20 protein-coding genes are annotated in these 20,312 nt (G+C 38.7%); 19 read left to right on the top strand and 1 reads right to left on the bottom strand.

Annotated features, from left to right (window positions below; genetic code table 11):
* Positions 1-28: 28 nt before the first annotated feature.
* Positions 29-1,693, bottom strand: a complete 1,665-nt coding sequence (locus ALLST_RS0106185; RefSeq protein ID WP_019893247.1) for a diphosphate--fructose-6-phosphate 1-phosphotransferase — start codon at positions 1,691-1,693, stop codon at positions 29-31.
* A 333-nt stretch (positions 1,694-2,026) separates the two neighbouring features.
* Here ALLST_RS0106185 and ALLST_RS0106175 point away from each other — a divergent pair, with 333 nt between their 5' ends.
* From ALLST_RS0106175 to ALLST_RS0106085, 19 genes are all read left to right on the top strand, one after another.
* A complete protein-coding gene (locus ALLST_RS0106175) occupies positions 2,027-2,806 on the top strand; it encodes an ABC transporter permease (RefSeq protein ID WP_019893245.1) in 780 nt (259 codons plus the stop codon).
* Between the two features lie 238 nt (positions 2,807-3,044).
* Entirely contained in the window at positions 3,045-4,070 is a 1,026-nt protein-coding gene (locus ALLST_RS0106170; RefSeq protein WP_019893244.1) for a glycosyltransferase family 2 protein, read from the top strand.
* Between the two features lie 188 nt (positions 4,071-4,258).
* On the top strand, positions 4,259-5,695 hold the full coding sequence (gene ffh / locus ALLST_RS0106165; RefSeq protein ID WP_019893242.1) for a signal recognition particle protein: 1,437 nt from the start codon (positions 4,259-4,261) through the stop codon (positions 5,693-5,695).
* A gap of 78 nt (positions 5,696-5,773) precedes the next feature.
* The gene (locus ALLST_RS0106160; RefSeq protein WP_019893241.1) at positions 5,774-6,406 is read left to right on the top strand and encodes a PBECR4 domain-containing protein; all 633 of its coding nucleotides are present in this window, start codon (positions 5,774-5,776) and stop codon (positions 6,404-6,406) included.
* 74 nt (positions 6,407-6,480) lie between these two features.
* Entirely contained in the window at positions 6,481-6,753 is a 273-nt protein-coding gene (rpsP, locus tag ALLST_RS0106155; RefSeq protein ID WP_026472814.1) for a 30S ribosomal protein S16, read from the top strand.
* Between the two features lie 49 nt (positions 6,754-6,802).
* Positions 6,803-7,051 carry a KH domain-containing protein gene (locus ALLST_RS0106150; protein WP_019893239.1) on the top strand — a complete coding sequence of 83 codons (249 nt, stop codon included), beginning with the start codon at positions 6,803-6,805 and terminating at the stop codon, positions 7,049-7,051.
* Between the two features lie 191 nt (positions 7,052-7,242).
* Positions 7,243-7,734 carry a ribosome maturation factor RimM gene (gene rimM / locus ALLST_RS0106145; RefSeq protein ID WP_019893238.1) on the top strand — a complete coding sequence of 164 codons (492 nt, stop codon included), beginning with the start codon at positions 7,243-7,245 and terminating at the stop codon, positions 7,732-7,734.
* Entirely contained in the window at positions 7,731-8,459 is a 729-nt protein-coding gene (gene trmD, locus ALLST_RS0106140) for a tRNA (guanosine(37)-N1)-methyltransferase TrmD (RefSeq protein ID WP_019893237.1), read from the top strand. The genes rimM and trmD overlap by 4 nt, the downstream gene beginning before the upstream one ends.
* A 90-nt stretch (positions 8,460-8,549) precedes the next feature.
* Positions 8,550-9,653, top strand: a complete 1,104-nt coding sequence (locus ALLST_RS11075; protein ID WP_019893236.1) for a M15 family metallopeptidase — start codon at positions 8,550-8,552, stop codon at positions 9,651-9,653.
* Positions 9,654-9,838: 185 nt separating this feature from the next.
* On the top strand, positions 9,839-10,189 hold the full coding sequence (gene rplS, locus ALLST_RS0106130) for a 50S ribosomal protein L19 (protein ID WP_019893235.1): 351 nt from the start codon (positions 9,839-9,841) through the stop codon (positions 10,187-10,189).
* A 221-nt stretch (positions 10,190-10,410) separates the two neighbouring features.
* Positions 10,411-11,031: a signal peptidase I gene (lepB, locus tag ALLST_RS0106125; RefSeq protein WP_019893234.1), complete on the top strand. Its 621-nt coding sequence runs from the start codon at positions 10,411-10,413 to the stop codon at positions 11,029-11,031.
* Positions 11,031-11,906, top strand: coding sequence for a ribosome biogenesis GTPase YlqF (gene ylqF, locus ALLST_RS0106120; protein ID WP_019893233.1), 876 nt, complete (start codon positions 11,031-11,033; stop codon positions 11,904-11,906). The genes lepB and ylqF overlap by 1 nt, the downstream gene beginning before the upstream one ends.
* 8 nt (positions 11,907-11,914) lie before the next feature.
* Positions 11,915-12,568, top strand: coding sequence for a ribonuclease HII (locus ALLST_RS10305; RefSeq protein ID WP_019893232.1), 654 nt, complete (start codon positions 11,915-11,917; stop codon positions 12,566-12,568).
* A gap of 271 nt (positions 12,569-12,839) precedes the next feature.
* On the top strand, positions 12,840-15,020 hold the full coding sequence (gene topA / locus ALLST_RS0106110) for a type I DNA topoisomerase (RefSeq protein WP_019893231.1): 2,181 nt from the start codon (positions 12,840-12,842) through the stop codon (positions 15,018-15,020).
* A gap of 128 nt (positions 15,021-15,148) precedes the next feature.
* On the top strand, positions 15,149-16,522 hold the full coding sequence (gene trmFO / locus ALLST_RS0106105) for a methylenetetrahydrofolate--tRNA-(uracil(54)-C(5))-methyltransferase (FADH(2)-oxidizing) TrmFO (RefSeq protein ID WP_019893230.1): 1,374 nt from the start codon (positions 15,149-15,151) through the stop codon (positions 16,520-16,522).
* Positions 16,523-16,544: 22 nt separating this feature from the next.
* Positions 16,545-17,471, top strand: coding sequence for a tyrosine-type recombinase/integrase (locus tag ALLST_RS0106100; RefSeq protein ID WP_019893229.1), 927 nt, complete (start codon positions 16,545-16,547; stop codon positions 17,469-17,471).
* A 145-nt stretch (positions 17,472-17,616) separates the two neighbouring features.
* The gene (rpsB, locus tag ALLST_RS0106095; protein ID WP_019893228.1) at positions 17,617-18,597 is read left to right on the top strand and encodes a 30S ribosomal protein S2; all 981 of its coding nucleotides are present in this window, start codon (positions 17,617-17,619) and stop codon (positions 18,595-18,597) included.
* A gap of 24 nt (positions 18,598-18,621) precedes the next feature.
* Positions 18,622-19,518: a translation elongation factor Ts gene (gene tsf / locus ALLST_RS0106090; protein ID WP_019893227.1), complete on the top strand. Its 897-nt coding sequence runs from the start codon at positions 18,622-18,624 to the stop codon at positions 19,516-19,518.
* Positions 19,519-19,752: 234 nt separating this feature from the next.
* Positions 19,753-20,127, top strand: coding sequence for a DUF2500 domain-containing protein (locus ALLST_RS0106085; RefSeq protein WP_019893225.1), 375 nt, complete (start codon positions 19,753-19,755; stop codon positions 20,125-20,127).
* The last annotated feature ends 185 nt before the right edge of the window (positions 20,128-20,312 follow it).

Genomic DNA, 20,312 nt, shown 5'->3' with positions numbered 1-20,312 from the left:
TTTAGTATGGATTAATGATTGAATAAGACTATTCGCCTTTTTCAAGAGCTAATGTACGAGTTGTTAAATCGCAAACTTCAGCTGGTCCATAGTATTGGATTGCACCTGGATATGTGTAGCAAGTGTTTTTAGACCATTCATCACGATGAGCTTCGAAGAATTTGAAAGGTTTACCTTCAAGTTCAACTAATGCTTTACGGATAACTGGTTTGTCTTCACCATGACGACGTTCCATGTTCATCATTTTAGTGATTGGCATACCACCTGCAACCCATTCTTCAGCTGGTTTAGAAAGGTTAGATACTTTAGATAAGTAACCGTTGAAACCATTTTCGATTAACAGAGCAGCGTTATAACCTAAAGAGTAGCAGTAGTCAGCATCGAAGTTGGATGGGAATGCGCAACGTCCTTCATAACCGAAGAAGTGGTGAAGAGCATTGAATTTTCCTTTGTAAGTGCCAGCTTCTTTACGACGAGCAAGTTCGTCAGCAACTAAAGCGGAGAACAGTTTTTCAGATTCGATTAAAGAAACTTGGACGTTACCATGTGGGTCACGTTCTAAGAATAACTGTTGTTGGATTCCAACTGGAAGAATTTTGAATACATCCATAGATTCAGCAGTTAAGCCTTTTTCGATGAATGCATATTTTTCAGCCCAAGATGGAAGAGCGTTGAATGCATCAGCTTTAGAACCAGCGAGTAATTCGTTGATTTCAGAAATTAATGTAGAGAATTCTGGAACGAATTCAACAACACCTTCTGGGATAATTGCTACACCGAAGTTTTCGCCATGGTTAGAACGATATTCAACAGCATCAGCAATGTAGTTAGCGATTTGTGCTAAAGACATTTTCTTTTCTGCAACTTCTTCAGAAATTAAGCAGATGTTTGGTTGAGTTTCAAGAGCGCATTCTAATGCAACGTGAGAAGCGGAACGGCCCATAACTTTAATGAAGTGCCAGTATTTTTTAGCGGAGTTAGCATCACGTTCGATGTTTCCGATGACTTCAGAATAAGTTTTTGTTGCTGTGTCGAAACCGAAAGAAGTTTCGATATCGTCGTTTTTCAAGTCACCGTCGATTGTTTTTGGTGCACCAATGACTTGAACGCCAGTGTTGTGAGCAGCAAAGTATTCAGCTAAAACAGCAGCGTTAGTGTTGGAGTCATCACCACCAATGATTACGATTGCGTTCATACCGTGTTTTTTAGCAACTTCAGCAACAATTGCGAATTGTTCTTGAGTTTCTAATTTTGTACGGCCAGAACCGATGATGTCGAATCCACCTGTGTTACGGTATTCATCGATGAATTCATCTGTAAATTCTACATAAGAGTCTTCGATTAATCCGCTTGGTCCACCTTTGAAACCAAGTAGAGTGTTTTCAGGATTTAATGCTTTTAAAGCGTCATATAAACCGGAAATAACGTTGTGTCCACCTGGAGCTTGTCCACCAGAAAGGATTACACCAACTGTTTTTTTGGATGGAGTAACGTCTTTTGCATCACCTTTAACGAAAGTGATTTCAGGTTTTCCATAAGTGTTAGGGAATAACGCTTGGATTTTTTCTTGGTCAGCAACACTTTGTGTAGCTAAGCCTTCTTTAACGGAAATTTCTTGAATTCCATGTCTGAGCATGCCAGGAAGTTTTGGGGCGTACTCATAGCGTGCTTTTTGTAATGGTGAAATAGTCATGAATTTTCTCCTCTTTCAACGGTTAAATCATAGAATAGTGATTTAAAATTGTAAACTTGATTCCACATGTTCGACTAAAAACTTGTGATGAAATGATCAAATTGAGGGCCTACGCTGATCCAAAACGAAAAACAAAGCGTTCTCTTTCAATAAATAATAGGAAAGCAAAAATAAATAAATTGAAATGAAGAAGAGATTCGAGAAAAATATGTGTGACAAACACGCCTTGCAAATCATCATGAATTGGGTAAAACTGAATAGGATTGAAAAGTTGTAGGCCACAAGAAGAAGGATCAAAAATGAATACAAATCGAGAAAGAGAATATAGAGAATATGAATCATAGTTCAAGCCAACATCACATAGATGCCTTCTATTTTGTTTTAGGCGCTTTTGTTTTTTGGCAAGTCGTTTCAATTGTGGTGGCCAATCCTTTAATTATTCCTTCTCCTCTTGCTGTTGCCTGGCAAATGATTGTGCAAATTCAAACGATTGAGATGTGGCAGGCGTGTGCCTCTACAATGTTACGAGCGCTAATTGCTTTGTTTTTTTCTTTTATCCTCGCTTTGCCGCTCAGTTTTTTGGCTACATTTTATTCTAGGATCTTTCGTTATCCTTTAGATCGAATTTCGGCATTGATGCAAACAGTTCCAAATGTGTGTTACATCATCATGTTATTGTTTTGGACATCACGGAATATGACGGTGATTTTAACGGGCATCTTTCTTTTATGTCCAATGATTTATCGAATCTTTGTTGAGCAATTAGATGCGATTATTGAAACATGGCATCCGATCTGGAAACTATACCCACAACCTAAACAGGTATTGATGGTTTCGATTTGTATCCCGATGTTAAAATCGGCATTTGCTGCAGCGCTTAAGAGTGCTTCGTCGATGGCATTTAAAGTTTGTGTCACGTCGGAAATCTTGACTGGTCTAGCTAGTGGAATTGGTCGTCATATTCAAATGGCACGTTTGGATTTAAATGCAGCCGGGGTTTTGGCCTGGAGTATTTGGCTTGTTCTATTGGCATGGGGATTTGAAAAACTTTGGAGTTTTTGCATTCGTGGCTTCTTTACAAAAACAAGGAATGCGCATAATTGTGAAAAATGAAAATGAAATCTTGACAATCAAACAGAAGAGTAAGTTTAAATCCTTTATATTTAGCTAAAATAGTTCCAACTCTGAATTTTTGGGGTTGGTTTTTTATTTTGACTTTTTGATCTTATTTTATGAGACAAAAGCGTATCAATTAAACGAAGTGCTTGTCAGCGATGAGCGATTCGAGTAAATTGGTTCAGAATGCGTTTGGCAAGATCCACGATATTGATCCATCTTGCCTGGAGGTTTCATGTTGATTTCTGTACTTGTCCCTGTTTATAACACATCCAAATATCTTGATCGTTGTATGAAAAGTTTATTGAATCAAACATACAAAGATTTAGAAATTGTTGTCATCAATGATGGCAGCACGGATGATTCACTTTCAAAACTTGAACAGTATGCAAAAAAAGACTCACGTGTAAAAGTGTATTCCTACGAAAATGCTGGGATCTCGAAAACAAGAAATCGCGCTTTAGAACAAGCCCATGGCGAATATATTACGTTTGTCGATAGTGATGATTTTATTGATCACCACATGATTGAAAAATTGTATCAAGCGGCAATTAAGCGAGATTTGGATGTTGTCCAATGCAACTTTGTCATGGATTATGGTCCGATTCCATTTTATCGAAAACCGACTTTTCGCAAAGATTTCTCTACTTTAGAAGCGATGAAAATGCTCGCGAAAGAATTTTACTTAAATAATTATCCTTGGGGAAAACTCTATAAACGCGAATGTTTTGATGGTGTTCACTTTCCGGAAAATATGAAAGGTTTTGAAGATACGTGCACAATCTTTAAAGCCATTGCAAAAGCAAAAAGAGTCGGAACGATTCCAAATCGCTATTATCACTATGCCCAACGCTTTGGTTCTTTAACCAATTGCATGTCTTTAGAGACGGTTTATTTAATGCGTCGGGCTTATCAATATCAAGAACAAGAATTTAATAAACTGTTTAAAGGAGAAAAATTCTCTTTTGATCTTCAATACTATAATACGGACATGGTATTGATCTATACGCTGATTTTATTTGTTCATCGTAAAGATCATGCCAAATTTGTACCGGCAGACTTTAATTGGAAAAAAACACCCATTCCGCCATTTTGGTACATTGCATATTGGGCATGGTTGGGGATTGCGATGCTCAAACTATCCCCTAATATTTTGAAGATGCCTAAAGATGTCCATGATACCTTGCAAAAACCACCGGCTGATCTCAATTTAGATACGCTATTTGCGAGCGATCAAACCAAGACAGTAAAAAAACAATGACAATGATTCAAGATATGCCCGAATTCATGACGTGCTTTTTTTAGACGATGACATTTGCAGTGAATTCGGGCATAATTAACAGTTGTGATACGAACAAAAGAATTCACATCGATCGATCGGTAAAGTTGATTTTGTGATGAATGATGAATTCTGTCGATAAAAAGAAAATAGAATGGAGAATTTGAATTATGGCGTTTGAATCCTTATCGGATAAGCTCTCTAAGGCGCTGAAGAATATTTCAGGTAAAGGAAAATTAACTGAAGCAAACATGAACGAAATGCTCAAAGAAGTGCGCATGTCCCTTCTTGAAGCAGACGTGAACTACCAAGTCGTTAAAAATTTCGTGAATGATATTAAAGAAAAAGCGATGGGAACAGAAGTTCTGGAATCATTTGATCCAGGACAAATGGTCGTAAAAATCGTTCGTGATGAATTGGAATCTTTATTAGGTCCAGATCAAGCAAAACTTGTCATCAACGAACATGGAATGACCAACATCATGATGGTTGGTTTACAAGGTACAGGTAAAACAACTGCATCCGCAAAGATTGCTCGTTTTGTTAAAACTAAACTGAATAAAAAGGTTTTATTAGTTGCTTGCGACGTTGTTCGTCCAGCGGCAATTGAACAGTTAAAAACACTCGGTCAAACAATCGGTGTAGAAGTATTCTCTTTAGGTACGCAAACTTCTGCTGTAGATACAGCAATTGCAGCCCAAAAATATGCGAGAAGCAATGACTTTGAAGTTGTTATTTTCGATACGGCAGGTCGTTTACATATCGATGAACAATTGATGACTGAACTGACTGACATGAAAGCTGAAGTTCATCCAAATAACATCTTATTAACAGTCGATGCGATGACTGGGCAAGATATTGTTACTGTCGCAAAAGAATTCAACGATAAATTAACCGTTACCGGTTTAGTTGTGACTAAAATGGATGGTGACGCTCGTGGTGGGGGACTTTTATCTGTTCGTTCCATTACCAAAGTGCCTGTTGTATTCGTTTCATCCGGTGAAAAGCCAGAAGATTTAGATGAATTTCATCCAGACCGGATGGCGGAACGTATCTTGGGTATGGGGGATATGTTAACCCTGATTGAACAAGCGCAAGAACGTCTTGATGAAAAAGAAGCAATGAACACAATGCGCAGAATGCAGTCGGGTGTCTTTACATTTAACGATATGTTAGCGCAAATGGAACAAATGACGAAACTTGGTTCGTTCTCTTCTATGCTTGGCCACCTTCCAGGAATGGGAAAATTATCCAAACAAGTAGATGATGAACAAATTGAAGCACAAGTGAAAAAAATCCGTGCTTTAATTCAGTCCATGACTCCTTACGAACGTGAACATCCAAATATTTTAAAAGCAGGTCGTAAACAACGTATTGCCAAAGGGGCTGGCTTAAAAGTTCAAGATTTAAATAAACTCATCCAACAAACGGAACAAATGCAAACTCTCTCCAAAATGATGTCTGGTGGAGGTCTTGGCGGTATGCTTGGTGGCCTTAGCGGTATGATGGGTCGTGGCGGATTGAACCGCGGTGGCGGAATTCCAAACTCATCCAAACATTCTGGCAGTAAAAAACAAAAATCTTCTAAGAAGAAAAAGAAAAAATAAAATAGACTGCCTAATTCAATCACAATCTAAAAACAAAGGGGCTTATGCCCCTTTTTCATGATTGAGGAAAGGACATTTATGTCGAGCTTAAAGGGAAAATTTCTTTTTCGCGTCTTATTGGCAAAGCTCTTTGGCAAAAAGCCAAAGTTAGTCGATCTAGCCAATCTGTATGAAAGAGAACTCACGCAAAAAGTATTCCATTATACGTTTAGTCAAAAGGCTAGGCGCTCTTTTCGTGCCGATCTTGTGTTTGAAAAAGCAAATTTTTGTCACTTAATGTCAATTGCTTCGCTTGTTGATCATGTCACGAAAGATTTAGATGAATACTCAGGAATAAAAGGCTGGCGCAATATTCAAGAAGGAAAGATTACAATGCGTTTGTTAAAAGCCATCAACCCCAATGATTTTGCCTATTATCAAAAGGAATATGAGATGTTTGCGCAACTTGTCGAGATGCTCCATCATCCCCAAGCCGTTTTATTCGATCCTAAAAAAGTTAAAAACACGAAGTTAAAATCGAAAATCATCCTTTATGGTGTCTATGGTCAACACACAATTCATTTAGGAATTGATCAAGATCGCGATGGCGATTGGTTTGCGCGTAGCTATTTTGTGCGGGAAAATGACAAAAATGATCAATATCCTTCAAAATATGTCGCAAACATGACGCCACTTGCTGTAAAGGTGAAGGTGTCAAGTAAAAAAGCTTGACGGCCTACATTCGATTTTGTATAGTGTTTAAGCATTACAAAAAATGATAAATATCTTGAAAGGAATCTAAATACATTATGGTTAAATTACGTTTAAGAAGATTAGGTAAAAAAGGTCAGCCATTCTACAGAATCGTAGCTGCTGATTCTAGAAGCCCACGTGATGGACGTTTCATCGAAGAAATCGGAACTTACAACCCAGTTAAAGCTGATGCTCCAGTTGAATTAAACCACGAAGCAGCTTTAAAATGGCTTAAAGCAGGTGCACAACCTTCTGACACTGTTCGTTCTATTCTTTCTCGTGAAGGTGTTATGAAAGCTTTCCACGAATCTAAATACAGCAAGTAATTAACGAAAGTGAACATAAGCCTTTTGGCTTATTAACGAGGAACAAACGATGTTAGATCTCGAAAAAACGCTTTATGATCTTTGTTTGCCACTTGTCCAAAAAACAGATGCTTTATCTGTAAAAACAATGGCAAGCGCAAACGAAAAGGAAACTTTGCTGTACGTCTATGCAGATGATGCCGATATCGCTCGATTAATCGGACGTAAAGGAGTCATTGCTGGATCGATTCGCTCTATGATGAGTGCAGCAGCAAGATCATCCAAACAAAGAATTCTTGTTAAATTCGAAGCATATTAATGCTGGAAAGACAAGATTGAAACAACCAAAACAAGGCCACAGAAAGATATGCTCTGTGGCCTTCAATTCTATTTGGCACTTTATAAAATAAATTGTGTGCATTGAAGCACATGAACAACGAATAAAATTCGAAAACGAAAGCAGAAAAGCATGATTGTCGAACGATATGCAATTGACAAGGAGGGACTACGATGATTCGAATTGCCAAAATTATCAACACACGAGGGTTAAAAGGCGAATGTAAGCTTAATTTATATACCGATCAGCCAGAAGTCCGCTTTTCCAAAGGCAATACACTTTATCTTGAAGAAAAGACACCATTAACGGTGGTTAAATATTCTGAATACAAAGGCTTTGGCTATGTTTTATTTGAAGAAATTACCAGTATTGAACAAGCTGAAGTGCTTAAAAATCAAACCCTCTACTTACCAGAAGATCAACTCGGGGAATTAGAGGATGACGATGAATTTTACTATTCCCAACTCAATGGGTGCACGGTTTATAACCAAAACCACGAAAATATCGGACAAGTCATTGATATTTTAGAAACCGGCGCCAATCTTGTTTTACGTGTTCAAGAAAAAGACAAAACGTATTTATTACCCTTTGTCAAAGCGCACGTTAAAGCAGTAGATCCTGAAAAGAAAATCATCGAAATTGAAGAGATGGTAGGTTTACGATGAAAATTTCTATTTTAACTTTATTTCCGGAATACTTTTCGGGCATGCTCAACACATCGATTATTAAACGTGGTTTAGATAACAAGCTATTCGAAGTGGAGTGCATTAACTTTCGCGATTATACATTATCGAAACATGGACATGTCGATGATACCCCTTATGGTGGGGGAGCAGGGATGCTTTTAGCATGTCAACCCATTCTCGATTGCTTAAAAGCAATCCGCACAGAGAACTCTTTAGTGGTGTTGTTATCCCCACAAGGCGAAACATTTACCCATGCTAAAGCACTAGAATATGCCCAACTTGAACATTTGATTTTGATTTGTGGCCACTATGAAGGTTTTGATGAACGAATTCGTTTGGCTTGTGATGCGCAAATCTCCCTTGGCGATTTTGTGCTCACTGGAGGAGAACCGGCAGCAGCAGCGATTTGCGATGCTACTTTACGTTTAATTGATGGTGTGATTAAACATGATTCGAGTGCGGGCGATTCATTTGCGGATGGCTTGTTGGAGTATCCACAATATACAAAACCGGCTGAATATGATGGCTTAAAAGTTCCGGAAGTTTTATTAAGTGGTCATCATGCCAATATTCAAAAATGGCGTCGCGAACAATCGTTAATCAATACGCTTAACCATCGACCAGATCTTTTGGAAAAGGCCGATTTATCAAAAGCGGATCTCGATTTTTTAGATGCATATAAAAACAAACAATCAAACCAATAAGCGGGATCGATGCGCTAAAGTTAGGAAATAGAAAAGCGTTTCATACGCCAATTCCTTTTATTTATCCGCAAAACTCGCTAAGGTATATTTATGGCAAAACAAAAAAAGAAAACGAAAAAAAGACTGCGTTTAGGACGTTTAGTCATTTCTTTAACCCTAGCGGTCGCCCTTTTTGGGGGATTGATTTTTGGTGGGACTAAAGTATGGCGGATGTTAATGCCAGTCATTAGTCAAATTGGAAATGACGAAACGACGGCACCGATCAATACACTCTCTCATCAAAAAGAGGTTGAACAAATCAAAAAGAAAAATGCCCTGGATCAAGCAGATGTGACTGGTTTTTCTGATCGTGAATTACGAGATTGTTTTTTCAGTACTGATTTGGACGATAAGCTCAAACAACGTTTAGTCAACATGGGGTGGACAGAAGCGAATATTGCTCCTGAACAACTCGCCTATTTGCGCGTTTTATATCGCGACTTCGATAACAACACGGTAATTGGTGAAATTATGGTGAATAAAGAAATCGCAGCGGCTGTTCAAGAAGTCTTCTTCGATTTATATATTCACAAATATCAAATTGGCAAAATGATTTTAGCCGATGCTTATGGTACGCGTATTTCTGAATCTTATGCCGACAATAACACGGTCGGATTATGTTTTGGATTGACGGCGGATAACCAAGCTGATTTCCATGCTAGAGGATATGCGATTGATATAAACCCACTGTATAATCCTTTGATTAAAGATAACGGAAACTCGCTTTCTGTATTCCCGATGGAAGGACAGTTATATTTAGATCGAACGGTAAACTATAATCATTTCATTAATGAAAATGATTATGCAGTGACAGCCTTTAGAAATGCGGGATTTAACTGGCGCGGAGCGGTTGCGGGCTTGAATGACTATAAACACTTTGAATGGGGCGCAATTCCGGCAAATGTAGCACCAGTTGAACCAGAACCGGCATCAACACAAGAAAATACGCAACCAAGCGAAGAAACGCCAATGGAGCAAGCGCCAATTGTCGACGAACCTGTTTACAATGAGCCAATCGAGGATGGCACGCAAGTTGTCGATCCTTCTTATCCAATGGAAGATTCAAACTCGTATCCACTTGAAGAAGGAGTCAATCCTAATTATGGAGATGAACCGATCGTAGATGATCCACTCGCGAATGAACCAATTTATTAAGCAATTTGGATTTGATCGTTTCGTATAAAAAAAGATGCGATTTTTTGACTATTATTGCAGTCAAATCACTAAAAAAATTGCGCAGCACTACGGAATGTGCTAGTATCTATAAAGTTCTGCGGGTTCCGCTGGCATATTTGCGAATGAATCTTGAAAAGCAGAAAGCAAGAAAAGGAGAAAAGACAATGAATTTAAATCTTGTTAACGAAATTGGCAAAAGCCAGCTTCGTACAGACATCCCAGAATTCCGTTCTGGTTCTACTGTACGTGTTCACGTAAAAATCAAAGAAGGCGACAAAAGCCGTGTCCAGGTTTACGAAGGAATCGTAACTGAAAGAAAAGGTGGAGGAATCGGAGAAACTTTCACCGTTCGTAAAATTTCCAACGGTGTTGGTGTAGAACGTAAATTCCCACTTCACTCCCCAATCATCGACAAAATCGAAGTTGTACGCCACGGTAAAGTTCGTCGTAACAAATTACGTTACCTCAGAAACCGTTCTGGTAAATCTGCTCGTCTTAAAGAAATTCGTCATTAATCATAACGAAACGAACCTCCATGATACCGTTAGGAATCACGGAGGTTTTTCTTTTGATTTTGAATCTTATGGGTATTGAATATTAATCAAGCTAGAGAAATCGCATTTCTTTACATAAATATGGCATGTTTTTGAAAAAAGAAATCAATAACGCCTATAATAAAAACAGATCGATGTTCAATCGAAATACAATTCAGGAAAATATTTTAAGGAGGCTGCAGATGGCTTTTAATAAAGATAAAGAATTCAGTGCCAAACGAAAGGATCAAAAAACATTCATTGATGACATACTCGATTTTACCCGTGTTTTTGTCATCAGTGCGGTCGTGATTTTATTATTCACAAATTTCATCGCCCATCCGGTCAATATTGTCGGTCATTCGATGGATCCAACATTAAATAATGGTGAATTTGGTTTTACGAGTTTGATCTCGACAGCACTTTCTAAACCAGATCGCTTTGATGTTGTGGTCGTCAATGTCAATGATGGTGGTCAAGAGGAGCGTTGGGTTAAACGTGTGATCGGACTTCCAAACGAAAAAATTGAATGCCGTGATGGCGTTGTTTATGTAAATGATAAAGCGCTTGACGAAAGTGCTTATTTAAAAGAAGAATTTATGAATGAAATGCTCGCCCAATTCAAAGCAGAAAATGGTATTGACTATGGCCATTTCAATATGGACTTTGGACCTGTGCAACTAGGCGAGGATGAATACTTTGTGATGGGAGATAACCGCCCTTATTCCAAAGACTCTCGCTATGTCGGACCAGTAAATGGCGATAGCTTTTATGGAAAAGGCGTTTTAGTCTTATTCCCATTTGACAAGATTGGAGTGAAATAATGCCATCGAATGTAATTCAGTGGTTCCCAGGCCATATGGCTAAAGCAAAACGACAGATGGAAGAAAACTTAAAGAAAGTTGACTTCATTATCGAAATTCGTGATGCCAGAATGCCCTATAGTTCCAAAAATCCCCTTATTGATGAAATGGTTCATCAAAAACCGCGATTAGTGATTTTGTCTAAAAAAGATAAGGCTGATCCTAAACGTAGCGAACAATGGATTCAAGCGATGAATAACGAACAAACTCGCGCAATTGCGATCGATTTAATTCATGATAATTTCCGTTCGCGAATTATCCAGGAAAGCTTAGAACTTAACCGAGCTTTTATTGAAAAGCAAAAGAAAAGAGGAATTCGCCCTCGTGCATTGCGAGCAATGATCGTCGGCATTCCCAACGTTGGAAAATCAACTTTGATCAATTCACTTGCTAAGCGAAAAGCAGCGCAAACCGGAGATAAACCCGGGGTAACCAAATCACTACAATGGATTAAAGTAGGTCCAGAACTAGAAGTGTTGGATACACCAGGTGTGTTGTGGCCTAAATTCGAAAGCCAACAAAGTGGTTTGATTTTAGCTGCTTTAGGCTCTATTAAAGACGATGTCGTGCATATGGATGATCTAGCTTTATATTGTTGCCAATATTTAATGGATCACCAACCTGAGGCTTTATTGCAAACATATGGATTAAGCAAACTTGAAGAAACCCCTTGGCAAACGCTACAAGCTATTGCGCGTAAAAGAGGCTGGCTATTGAAAGGCGATATTGATGAAAACCGCACGATGCGCACATTCATCCAAGATATTCGCTCTTCCAAACTAGGTCGTATTACTTGGGAAATTCCAACAAGTGAACAAGAGGAAATAGGCGCTTAATACAGTCTATGGAACATCCTTTAGAAGAAAATTTATGGCCGGACCATGCTGATATTCTCGGTATGGACGAAGCGGGACGAGGACCGATTTGTGGTCCTTTAGTTGTAGCAGGTGTTATTTTTGAAGCCGGATATACCAACGACAATATCAATGATTCGAAAAAATTGAGTGAAAAGAAGCGCGAAGTTCTCTTTTGCCAAATTCAACAAGATGCCAAAGCATATTGGATTGAATTTGTATTCGAACGACAGATTGACAAAGAAAATATTTATCGCGCAACGCAAAATCGAATGGATTGGATTGCTCAACAAGCCCAAGCTCAATATGTCTTGACCGACGCAATGCCTTTAAATTCATGTTCGAATTTTGAGGCGGTAGTCAAAGGGGATCAAAAATCGATTTCCATTGCGGCGGCAAGCATTTTAGCAAAAGTGAGTCGGGATCGATATATGAAAGTACTCGATCATTTTTATCCCCAATATGGATTGGCGAAACACAAAGGCTATCCAACAAAGGCACATTTACAAGCCATTGGAGAATATGGAGTTCAAGACTTTTATAGACGCTCTTATGGCCCTGTCCAAAAAGTGATCGAACAACAAGAATTAGAAAAACAACAAGAAGAAATCAACGATTTTCAACAGCTCTCTCTTTTAGATTAGAGAAGCTGTTTTTTTGTGGTTGAAATGGTGAAAAAATGGACAAGTAGCTGACGATGAATGAATGAAAATGGTTGTAAGAGAAAAGTGTAAATAAAGTAATAAATTTTCAAAAGTGTATTGTATACATGACTTTTTCTAGTCAAAAATGGAGTTGCTTAAAAACAACATAGCTATTTCAGTTGCTAAGTTGAATGTTGCATGATAAAAGTAGATTCGTTTAACTCCTTAGACTTTTTTATGAAGTCTCACATATAAGGAAAGGGAGATTGATTTGAAAAAGAACCTCGTCATTGTTGAGTCGCCATCCAAAGCGATAACAATTGAAAAATATTTAGGAAAAGACTATAAAGTCGTTTCGTCAAAAGGCCACATTTGCGATTTAGCAACTTCCGGTAAAGGTGGCTTAGGGATTGATATCGAAAATGATTTCAAACCGACTTACCGTGTATCCAAAGAGAAAAAAGATGTGGTTAAAGAATTAAAATCTTTAGCCGCAAAATCCGATAAAGTCATTCTCGCAAGTGACCCGGACCGTGAAGGGGAAGCGATCGCTTGGCATTTAGCAAGAGAACTAGGCTTATCAACAGAAGACAATAACCGTGTCACATTCCACGAAATTACTAAACCAGTCGTTTTAGAAGCGATTCAAGACCCACATAAAATCGATATGGATTTAGTGAAATCGCAAGAAACTCGTCGTATGTTGGACCGTATTATTGGGTTTAAACTTTCAAAATTGTTGCAAAACAAAATTCAGTCCAAATCAGCCGGACGTGTTCAATCCGTTGCGTTACGTTTAATCGTGGAACGAGAAGAAGAAATCCGTAAATTTAAATCGGAAGAATATTGGACCATTGGCGCAGAAGTTAAAAAAGGCAATTCTACATTCCATGCAGAATTAACGAAAGTCGATGGCAAAAAACCAAAACTGGCGAACAAAGAACAAGCGGAAGAAATTTTAGCAAAAGTACAAGATCAACCTTTTGTTGTCTCCAGTATTACGAACCGCAAAAAATCAAAGGCGCCTAAACTGCCTTTTACAACGTCAACTTTGCAACAAGAATCTTCAACAAAGCTTGGCTATGGAGCGAGAAAAACGATGTCGATTGCCCAAAAACTGTATGAAGGGGTCGATTTAGGTGGGACAACGACCGGTTTGATTACGTACATGCGTACGGACTCGACGCGTTTATCTGACTTGTTTGTACAAGAAACAGAAAACTATATCGAATCAGAATATGGATCTGACTATAAAGGACAAGCGCATAAGAAAAACTCGGAGAATGCGCAAGATGCCCATGAAGCAATTCGTCCAACGAGCATCAATTACACACCAGAAACAGTTCGCCCATATTTAACAAACGAACAATTCCGTTTATATTCGATGATTTATGCCCGCACATTAGCTTCTTTAATGGCAGATGCTAAATTCAATGTGACAAGCGTAAAATTTCTCGATAATGGTTGTGAATTTAGTGCAAGTGGTCAAGTGCTCATCTTTGATGGTTACTCCAGAGTTTATTCAAAATATGAAAAACAAACAGACACATTACTCCCTGTTCTCAAAGAAGGCGAACAGATGAATCGTGTCGAAATCAAAGGAGATCAACACTTCACCGAACCACCAGCTCGTTATACAGAAGCAAAACTGATCAAAGAATTAGAAGAAAAGTCAATTGGTCGTCCATCCACTTATGCATCGATTATCGATACGCTACAAAAACGTGGCTATGTGACATTGGATAAAGTCTCAGAAACATCGAAGACAAAATATTTCCAGCCAACCGATCAAGGGGAATTGACCAACCAAAAATTGCAGGAATTTTTCAAAAAGATTATTAACGTTGAATATACTGCAGAAATGGAAAAAGACTTGGATAACATTGCCGATGGTGATGAAGATTACATCCAATTTTTAAAAACGTTCTATGCAGATTTCGAACCACTTGTCGAAAAAGCATATCAAGATATGCCGAAAAAAGAATTAGAACGTGTCGGCAGAACTTGTCCAGATTGTGGTGGCGAACTCGTTTATCGTAATGGCCGCTTTGGTAAGTTTATTTCTTGCATTAACTATCCAACATGTAAGTACACAGAAAATGCGGATGATTCTTTAAATGAATTAGAAAAAGAAGAAAAGATTTGTCCGGAATGTGGAAATCGTATGACCATTAAAAAAGGTCGCTTTGGACCATTCTGGGCTTGTACAGGATATCCAGAATGTAAACATATCGAACCATTAAAAGCGAAAGCAAAACCAGAACCAACTGGAGAAAAATGTCCAGAATGTGGTCATGATTTAGTGCGTCGTGTGTCTCGATATGGCAAATCCTTTGTTGGTTGCTCCAACTATCCAAAATGCCGTTATATTCAAAAGGCACCTAAAGCAAAAAAAGAAGAGGAAGCAAGCGAAACCTCTACACCAACTGAACAAACAACGCAAGAATCGTAAAATTTAAATGCCTATCTAGTCAGCATAGGTAGGATCATTTTGCACAAGACCCGGCACTTGCCGGGTTTGTTTGTTAAAAAAAGTGAAGTACTCTACAATAAATAAGAAAGAAAAAGGAATGATTTACTATGGAACCAGTCAAAATTATTGGCGCCGGACTTGCGGGCTGTGAAGCGGCTTGGCAACTAGCTTGTCGCAATATCCCTGTAATTCTCTATGAAATGCGCCCTAACGCTTATCCACCGGCTTTTCATACTGATCAATTTGCAGAACTCGTTTGTTCAAACTCATTGCGATCAGATTCTTTAAAAAATGCGGTCGGTGTGATGAAAGAAGAAATGCGTCAACTCAACTCTTTGATTATGTCAGCAGCAGATGCTTCGCGCGTTCCTGCGGGCAGTGCATTAGCGGTTGACCGCCAAAGCTTTTCTGCCAAAGTCACAGAAGCGATGGAAAAGCATCCTTTCATTCAAATCGTAAGAGAAGAAGTTAAAGAAATTCCACAAGGACCAACGATCATTGCCGCCGGGCCACTATGTGCAGATCCATTAGCAAAAGCAATTCAAGAATTTACCGGTCAAGAAGCGTTGCATTTCTTTGATGCCGCGGCTCCAATTATCGAAAAAGACTCAATTGATTTTGAAAAAGCTTACTACAAATCTCGTTATGACAAAGGTGAAGCGTCTTATATTAACTGTGCAATGGATGCCCAACAATATGAAGCGTTCTACAATGAATTGATCCATGCTCAATGTGCCAATCTGCACGAATTTGAGAAAGATCCAAAAGTGTTTGAAGGATGCATGCCAGTTGAAGAAATGGCTAAACGTGGCTATCAAACGCTACTATTTGGTCCTTTAAAACCAGTCGGATTAGAAAAAGAAGGTGAACGTCCAGTAGCGGTTGTGCAATTGCGTCAAGATAATGTCAGCGCCACAATGTACAACATCGTTGGCTTCCAAACCCATTTAACTTGGCCGGAACAAAAACGCGTCTTCTCTATGATCCCAGGCTTAGAAAATGCAAAATTTGTTCGCTATGGAGTCATGCATCGCAATTCCTTTATTTGTGCACCATTAGTGATCGATGAACAATATCGAACAAAAAAACGTCAAGATTTATTTTTTGCCGGACAGATCAGTGGTGTTGAAGGTTATGTAGAAAGTGCAGCGAGTGGCTTATCGGCAGCGGTTGCTTTAGCAAGACAACTCCAAGAAAAAGAACCGGTTTTATTTGGAACACAAACGGCAATGGGTTCACAAGCGTTTTACATTTCTCATGCCGAACCAAACCATTTCCAACCCATGAATGCCAATTTTGGTATTTTCTCGTTAAAAGAAAAAGTGCGTAAAAAAGATCGTAAAGATGTTTTGGCGAAAAATGCATTGGCGATCATGGAAGAAAAAGCACAACTAGTCAATGAAGACTTTACTTGGCTTGAAGCAAATGATTTTTCTTTACAACCAGCAGCGCCACTTGAACAAAGACTAGAACAACAATAAAACGCAATTCAGGAGGGGCAGTATGGAAGAGATTCATTTGAATACAAATGACATTCCTTCAAATATGGAGGATCAAATCGAATTATTCATTGCCCACCAATTTGCGACGAATTCGCGCTCGATGGATTCTGCCAATGCCCAACGCATTGATCTCGAACAATTTCGGCAATGGATTCAAAAACGCCATCTAGACTATCTGCAAGTGGACCGCTTAGTCGTACTGGAATATTGTTCAGCAATACGCTCCCAAAATGGCCAGAAGCAACTCAAAAACTCGACAATGTCTCGTAAGCTCTCCACGCTTCGGCAATTTTATAAGTTTTTAGCCGTGCAAGGACTTGTTGAAGGGATGCCTTTAAGCCAAATCCATTCCTTTAAAAAAGAAAAAAATCTCCCAGAATTTTTATTCCAAGATGAAGTAGGAGAATTTCTTTCGGGATTTGATTTGGACAATCCATTAGATCGCCGCGATCAAGTTTTGTTTTCGTTAATTTATGGTTGTGGCTTGCGCGTATCAGAAGCATGCAATCTAGATTGGCAAGACGTTTATTTTACGCAAAGAATCCTGCGTATCATGGGGAAGGGCAGCAAAGAGCGCATTGTGCCTATTCCTAAATGGCTACTTGAATTATTGCAAGCATGGCAAGTCGAAACCGGTGGCAAGGGGCGACTATTTTATAACAAGAATGGCAAACCGCTAACGAGTCGGGGAATTCAATATCGTATGCAATCGCATGCTGACAAAATTGGTATGGGCTTAAAGATTCATCCGCATATGTTACGCCATTCTTATGCGACCCATTTACTTGATGGTGGAGCAGATATTCGCACGGTACAAGAGTTACTCGGCCACTCTTCACTCTCGGCAACTCAAATTTATACGCATATTTCTAACGAAAAACTCACGAAAGCGTGTAAACAAGCGTTTGATGATTTTCATCCCAATTAATGCTTGTTTACGCCTTGCGTGTTTGTTATAATCACAGTTGCGTTTTTATAGCGCAAATACACACACCATGAATGGGGAATCCCGTGCACAATTGTGTTGATTCTCTTCGAAGTGGTGGAGGACTAACGGAAAGGGAAAATATATTATGTCTAACATTGTATCCATGAAAAAATTGCTGGAAAATGGTGTTCACTTCGGACATCAAACCCGCAAATGGAACCCAAAGATGAAACCTTATATTTACACAAGCAGAAATGGGGTTTACATCGTTGATTTAAACAAAACTCTTGCTCAAATCGAAGCAGCTTATGCTGAATTAAAAGCAATCTCCGAAAGAGGCGGAAAAGTTCTCTTCGTCGGAACTAAAAAACAAGCAACTGAAACAATCGAAGAACAAGCATTACGTTCTGGTTCTTTCTATGTAAACAAACGTTGGTTAGGTGGTCTTTTAACTAACTTCCGTACTATCCAGAAAAGAATCAAACGCCTGATCGAAATCGAAGAAATGGAAGCTTCTGGAAAATTAGAAGTTTACACTAAAAAAGAACAGGCTCAATTCTTAAAAGAAAAAGTTAAACTTGAAACTTCTCTTGGCGGTATCAAAGAAATGAAAAAACTGCCAGATGCAATCGTTATCGTTGATCCAAAAGAAGAACATAACGCAGTTGCAGAAGCTAAAAAATTAGGTATCCCTGTATTCGCAATGCTCGATACAAACTGCGATCCAGAAGATGCTGATTTCCCAATCGCTTCTAACGATGATGCTAACCGTTCCATCAAATTAGTAACAACAATCTTAGCTGACGCTATCGTTGATGCTAAAGGTGGACTTGTTGAAATCGCATACCTCGACAACCCAGAAACTGACGTTAACATGGAAGATGTTGTTCGTAACGTTGAAGCACAAATCGCTGAAAACGAAAGACGTCGTAGACAAAGAAACGAAGAACGTCGTAAAAGAAACATGGAACGCCGCAATGCTGGTCGTCGTCCATACAACAATAACCGTCCTAACCAAAATCGTGGACCACGCGATGGACAAGCACCAAGAGCTCCAAGAAACGACGCTCCAAAAGCAGATGCTCCTAAAGCTGAAGCTCCAAAAGCAGAAGAAGCACAAGCTTAAGTTTGCATAGGGAGGAAATCTACAATGGCAATCACTGCATCAATGGTAAAAGAACTGCGTGAAAAAACCGGCGCAGGTATGATGGACTGCAAAAAAGCCCTCAACGAAACAAACGGTGATATGGAAAAAGCCATCGACTGGCTTCGTGAAAACGGAATTGCAAAAAGCGCTAAAAAATCCGGACGCATTGCTGCTGAAGGTTTAACACGCGTTGCTGTATCTGGAAACACAGCTGTATTATTCGAAGTTAACTCCGAAACAGACTTCGTTTCCAAAAACGAACAGTTCCTTGAACTGCTCAACACTCTTCAAGAAGTATTCTTAGCGAACACTCCAGCTACTCTTGAAGATGCATTAAACTTAAACGTTGCAGAAGGTACAGTTAATGATGCAATCGTTTCTGCTACTGCTACAATCGGAGAAAAAATCACTCTTCGTCGTGTCGCTGTAGTTAACAAAACTGATGCACAAACATTCGGTGCTTACATGCACAACAAAGGTGCTATTTCCGCTTTAGTTCTTTTAGAAGGTGGAAATGAACAAGTAGCTAAAGACATCGCTATGCAAGTAGCTTCTATGCGTCCTGTATACGTTGACCAAAGCGAAATCCCAGCTGAAGTTCTTGCTCATGAAGAAGAAGTTCAAAGAAAAATCATGGCAGAAGATCCAAAAATGGCTGGTAAACCAGAAAAAATGATCGAAGGCATCTTAAAAGGTAAAGTATCTAAACACTTCCAAGAAGAATGCTTATTAGATCAAGAATTCTTCTTAGATTCCAAGAAAAAAGTTGCTGGATTCCTCAAAGAAAACAACGCAAAAGTTGTATCTTTCACTCGCTACCAAGTTGGTGAAGGTATTGAGAAAAAAGAAGAAGATTTCGCAGCTGAAGTTGCAGCTCAAATGGCAGCTGCTCAAAAATAGTCGTTTAACACAAACGATTTAAATCAGAAAAGCTAATCTTAAACGGTATGGTCAAATGACTGTGCCGTTTTTTATTATGTTGAAATTTTGATTGCATTGAATTTGAATCGCAAAAAAAGTCATGCACTGAAATGATTATGATCACTAGATGGATAGATTATTTTTGAAATGTAATGACAAAGCTTCAAGCGTTTAGGCATAATGAATATATACATGTAATGAGGAGGTAACGAAATGTTTGACTTATTTGATGTCCTATTTCCCATTCTCTTTCTATTGATTTTTGTTATGGTTATTTTGAGTTTTGCCAAAGGAATTTCAACATGGTTTAAAAATAACAATTCGCCACGTTTGACTGTATTTGCGACTGTAGTCGCAAAACGTCAAAATACGACTTATGCTCAACAAGCAGTTGCCGGTGATCCAACAGGTGCACATGGATTCCATACCACCTCACACACCACATACTATGTAACCTTTCAAGTCGAGAGTGGAGATCGAATGGAATTCACTGTTCCCGGATCAGAGTACGGCATGCTAGCAGAGAAAGATCAAGGACAACTGAACTTTCAAGGTACAAGATATTTATCATTTGAACGAAATAGATAAACTAAAAATGGAATAAACAATAATAATTAAACAATATTTAAGATAATTCTATCCCTTTTCGTGACAACAAAATCAATAAAAATCTGTTGTCACGAAAAGGGATTTTTAATGGTTCTAAGTAAAACTGTGTGATTTGTCTTTTGGATTCAAAAATTGAATCTCTTTTTTCGCAAAAGATAAGAGCT

The sequence above is a fragment of the Allobaculum stercoricanis DSM 13633 genome, from assembly GCF_000384195.1.
Classification (GTDB): domain Bacteria; phylum Bacillota_I; class Bacilli_A; order Erysipelotrichales; family Erysipelotrichaceae; genus Allobaculum; species Allobaculum stercoricanis.
This window is presented reverse-complemented; position numbering and strand designations above follow the sequence as displayed.

What these genes read in the sequence shown, in the direction of transcription:
- ylqF (WP_019893233.1), top strand. Translation starts at nt 11,031, where the DNA reads ATGCCATCGAATGTAATTCAGTGGTTCCCAGGCCATATGGCTAAAGCA.
- ALLST_RS0106150 (WP_019893239.1), top strand. Translation starts at nt 6,803, where the DNA reads ATGTTAGATCTCGAAAAAACGCTTTATGATCTTTGTTTGCCACTTGTC.
- ffh (WP_019893242.1), top strand. Translation starts at nt 4,259, where the DNA reads ATGGCGTTTGAATCCTTATCGGATAAGCTCTCTAAGGCGCTGAAGAAT.
- trmFO (WP_019893230.1), top strand. Translation starts at nt 15,149, where the DNA reads ATGGAACCAGTCAAAATTATTGGCGCCGGACTTGCGGGCTGTGAAGCG.
- tsf (WP_019893227.1), top strand. Translation starts at nt 18,622, where the DNA reads ATGGCAATCACTGCATCAATGGTAAAAGAACTGCGTGAAAAAACCGGC.
- ALLST_RS11075 (WP_019893236.1), top strand. Translation starts at nt 8,550, where the DNA reads ATGGCAAAACAAAAAAAGAAAACGAAAAAAAGACTGCGTTTAGGACGT.
- rimM (WP_019893238.1), top strand. Translation starts at nt 7,243, where the DNA reads ATGATTCGAATTGCCAAAATTATCAACACACGAGGGTTAAAAGGCGAA.
- ALLST_RS0106100 (WP_019893229.1), top strand. Translation starts at nt 16,545, where the DNA reads ATGGAAGAGATTCATTTGAATACAAATGACATTCCTTCAAATATGGAG.
- rpsB (WP_019893228.1), top strand. Translation starts at nt 17,617, where the DNA reads ATGTCTAACATTGTATCCATGAAAAAATTGCTGGAAAATGGTGTTCAC.
- ALLST_RS0106185 (WP_019893247.1), bottom strand. Translation starts at nt 1,693, where the DNA reads ATGACTATTTCACCATTACAAAAAGCACGCTATGAGTACGCCCCAAAA.
- ALLST_RS10305 (WP_019893232.1), top strand. Translation starts at nt 11,915, where the DNA reads ATGGAACATCCTTTAGAAGAAAATTTATGGCCGGACCATGCTGATATT.
- rplS (WP_019893235.1), top strand. Translation starts at nt 9,839, where the DNA reads ATGAATTTAAATCTTGTTAACGAAATTGGCAAAAGCCAGCTTCGTACA.
- ALLST_RS0106175 (WP_019893245.1), top strand. Translation starts at nt 2,027, where the DNA reads ATGAATCATAGTTCAAGCCAACATCACATAGATGCCTTCTATTTTGTT.
- ALLST_RS0106160 (WP_019893241.1), top strand. Translation starts at nt 5,774, where the DNA reads ATGTCGAGCTTAAAGGGAAAATTTCTTTTTCGCGTCTTATTGGCAAAG.
- ALLST_RS0106085 (WP_019893225.1), top strand. Translation starts at nt 19,753, where the DNA reads ATGTTTGACTTATTTGATGTCCTATTTCCCATTCTCTTTCTATTGATT.
- trmD (WP_019893237.1), top strand. Translation starts at nt 7,731, where the DNA reads ATGAAAATTTCTATTTTAACTTTATTTCCGGAATACTTTTCGGGCATG.
- ALLST_RS0106170 (WP_019893244.1), top strand. Translation starts at nt 3,045, where the DNA reads ATGTTGATTTCTGTACTTGTCCCTGTTTATAACACATCCAAATATCTT.
- lepB (WP_019893234.1), top strand. Translation starts at nt 10,411, where the DNA reads ATGGCTTTTAATAAAGATAAAGAATTCAGTGCCAAACGAAAGGATCAA.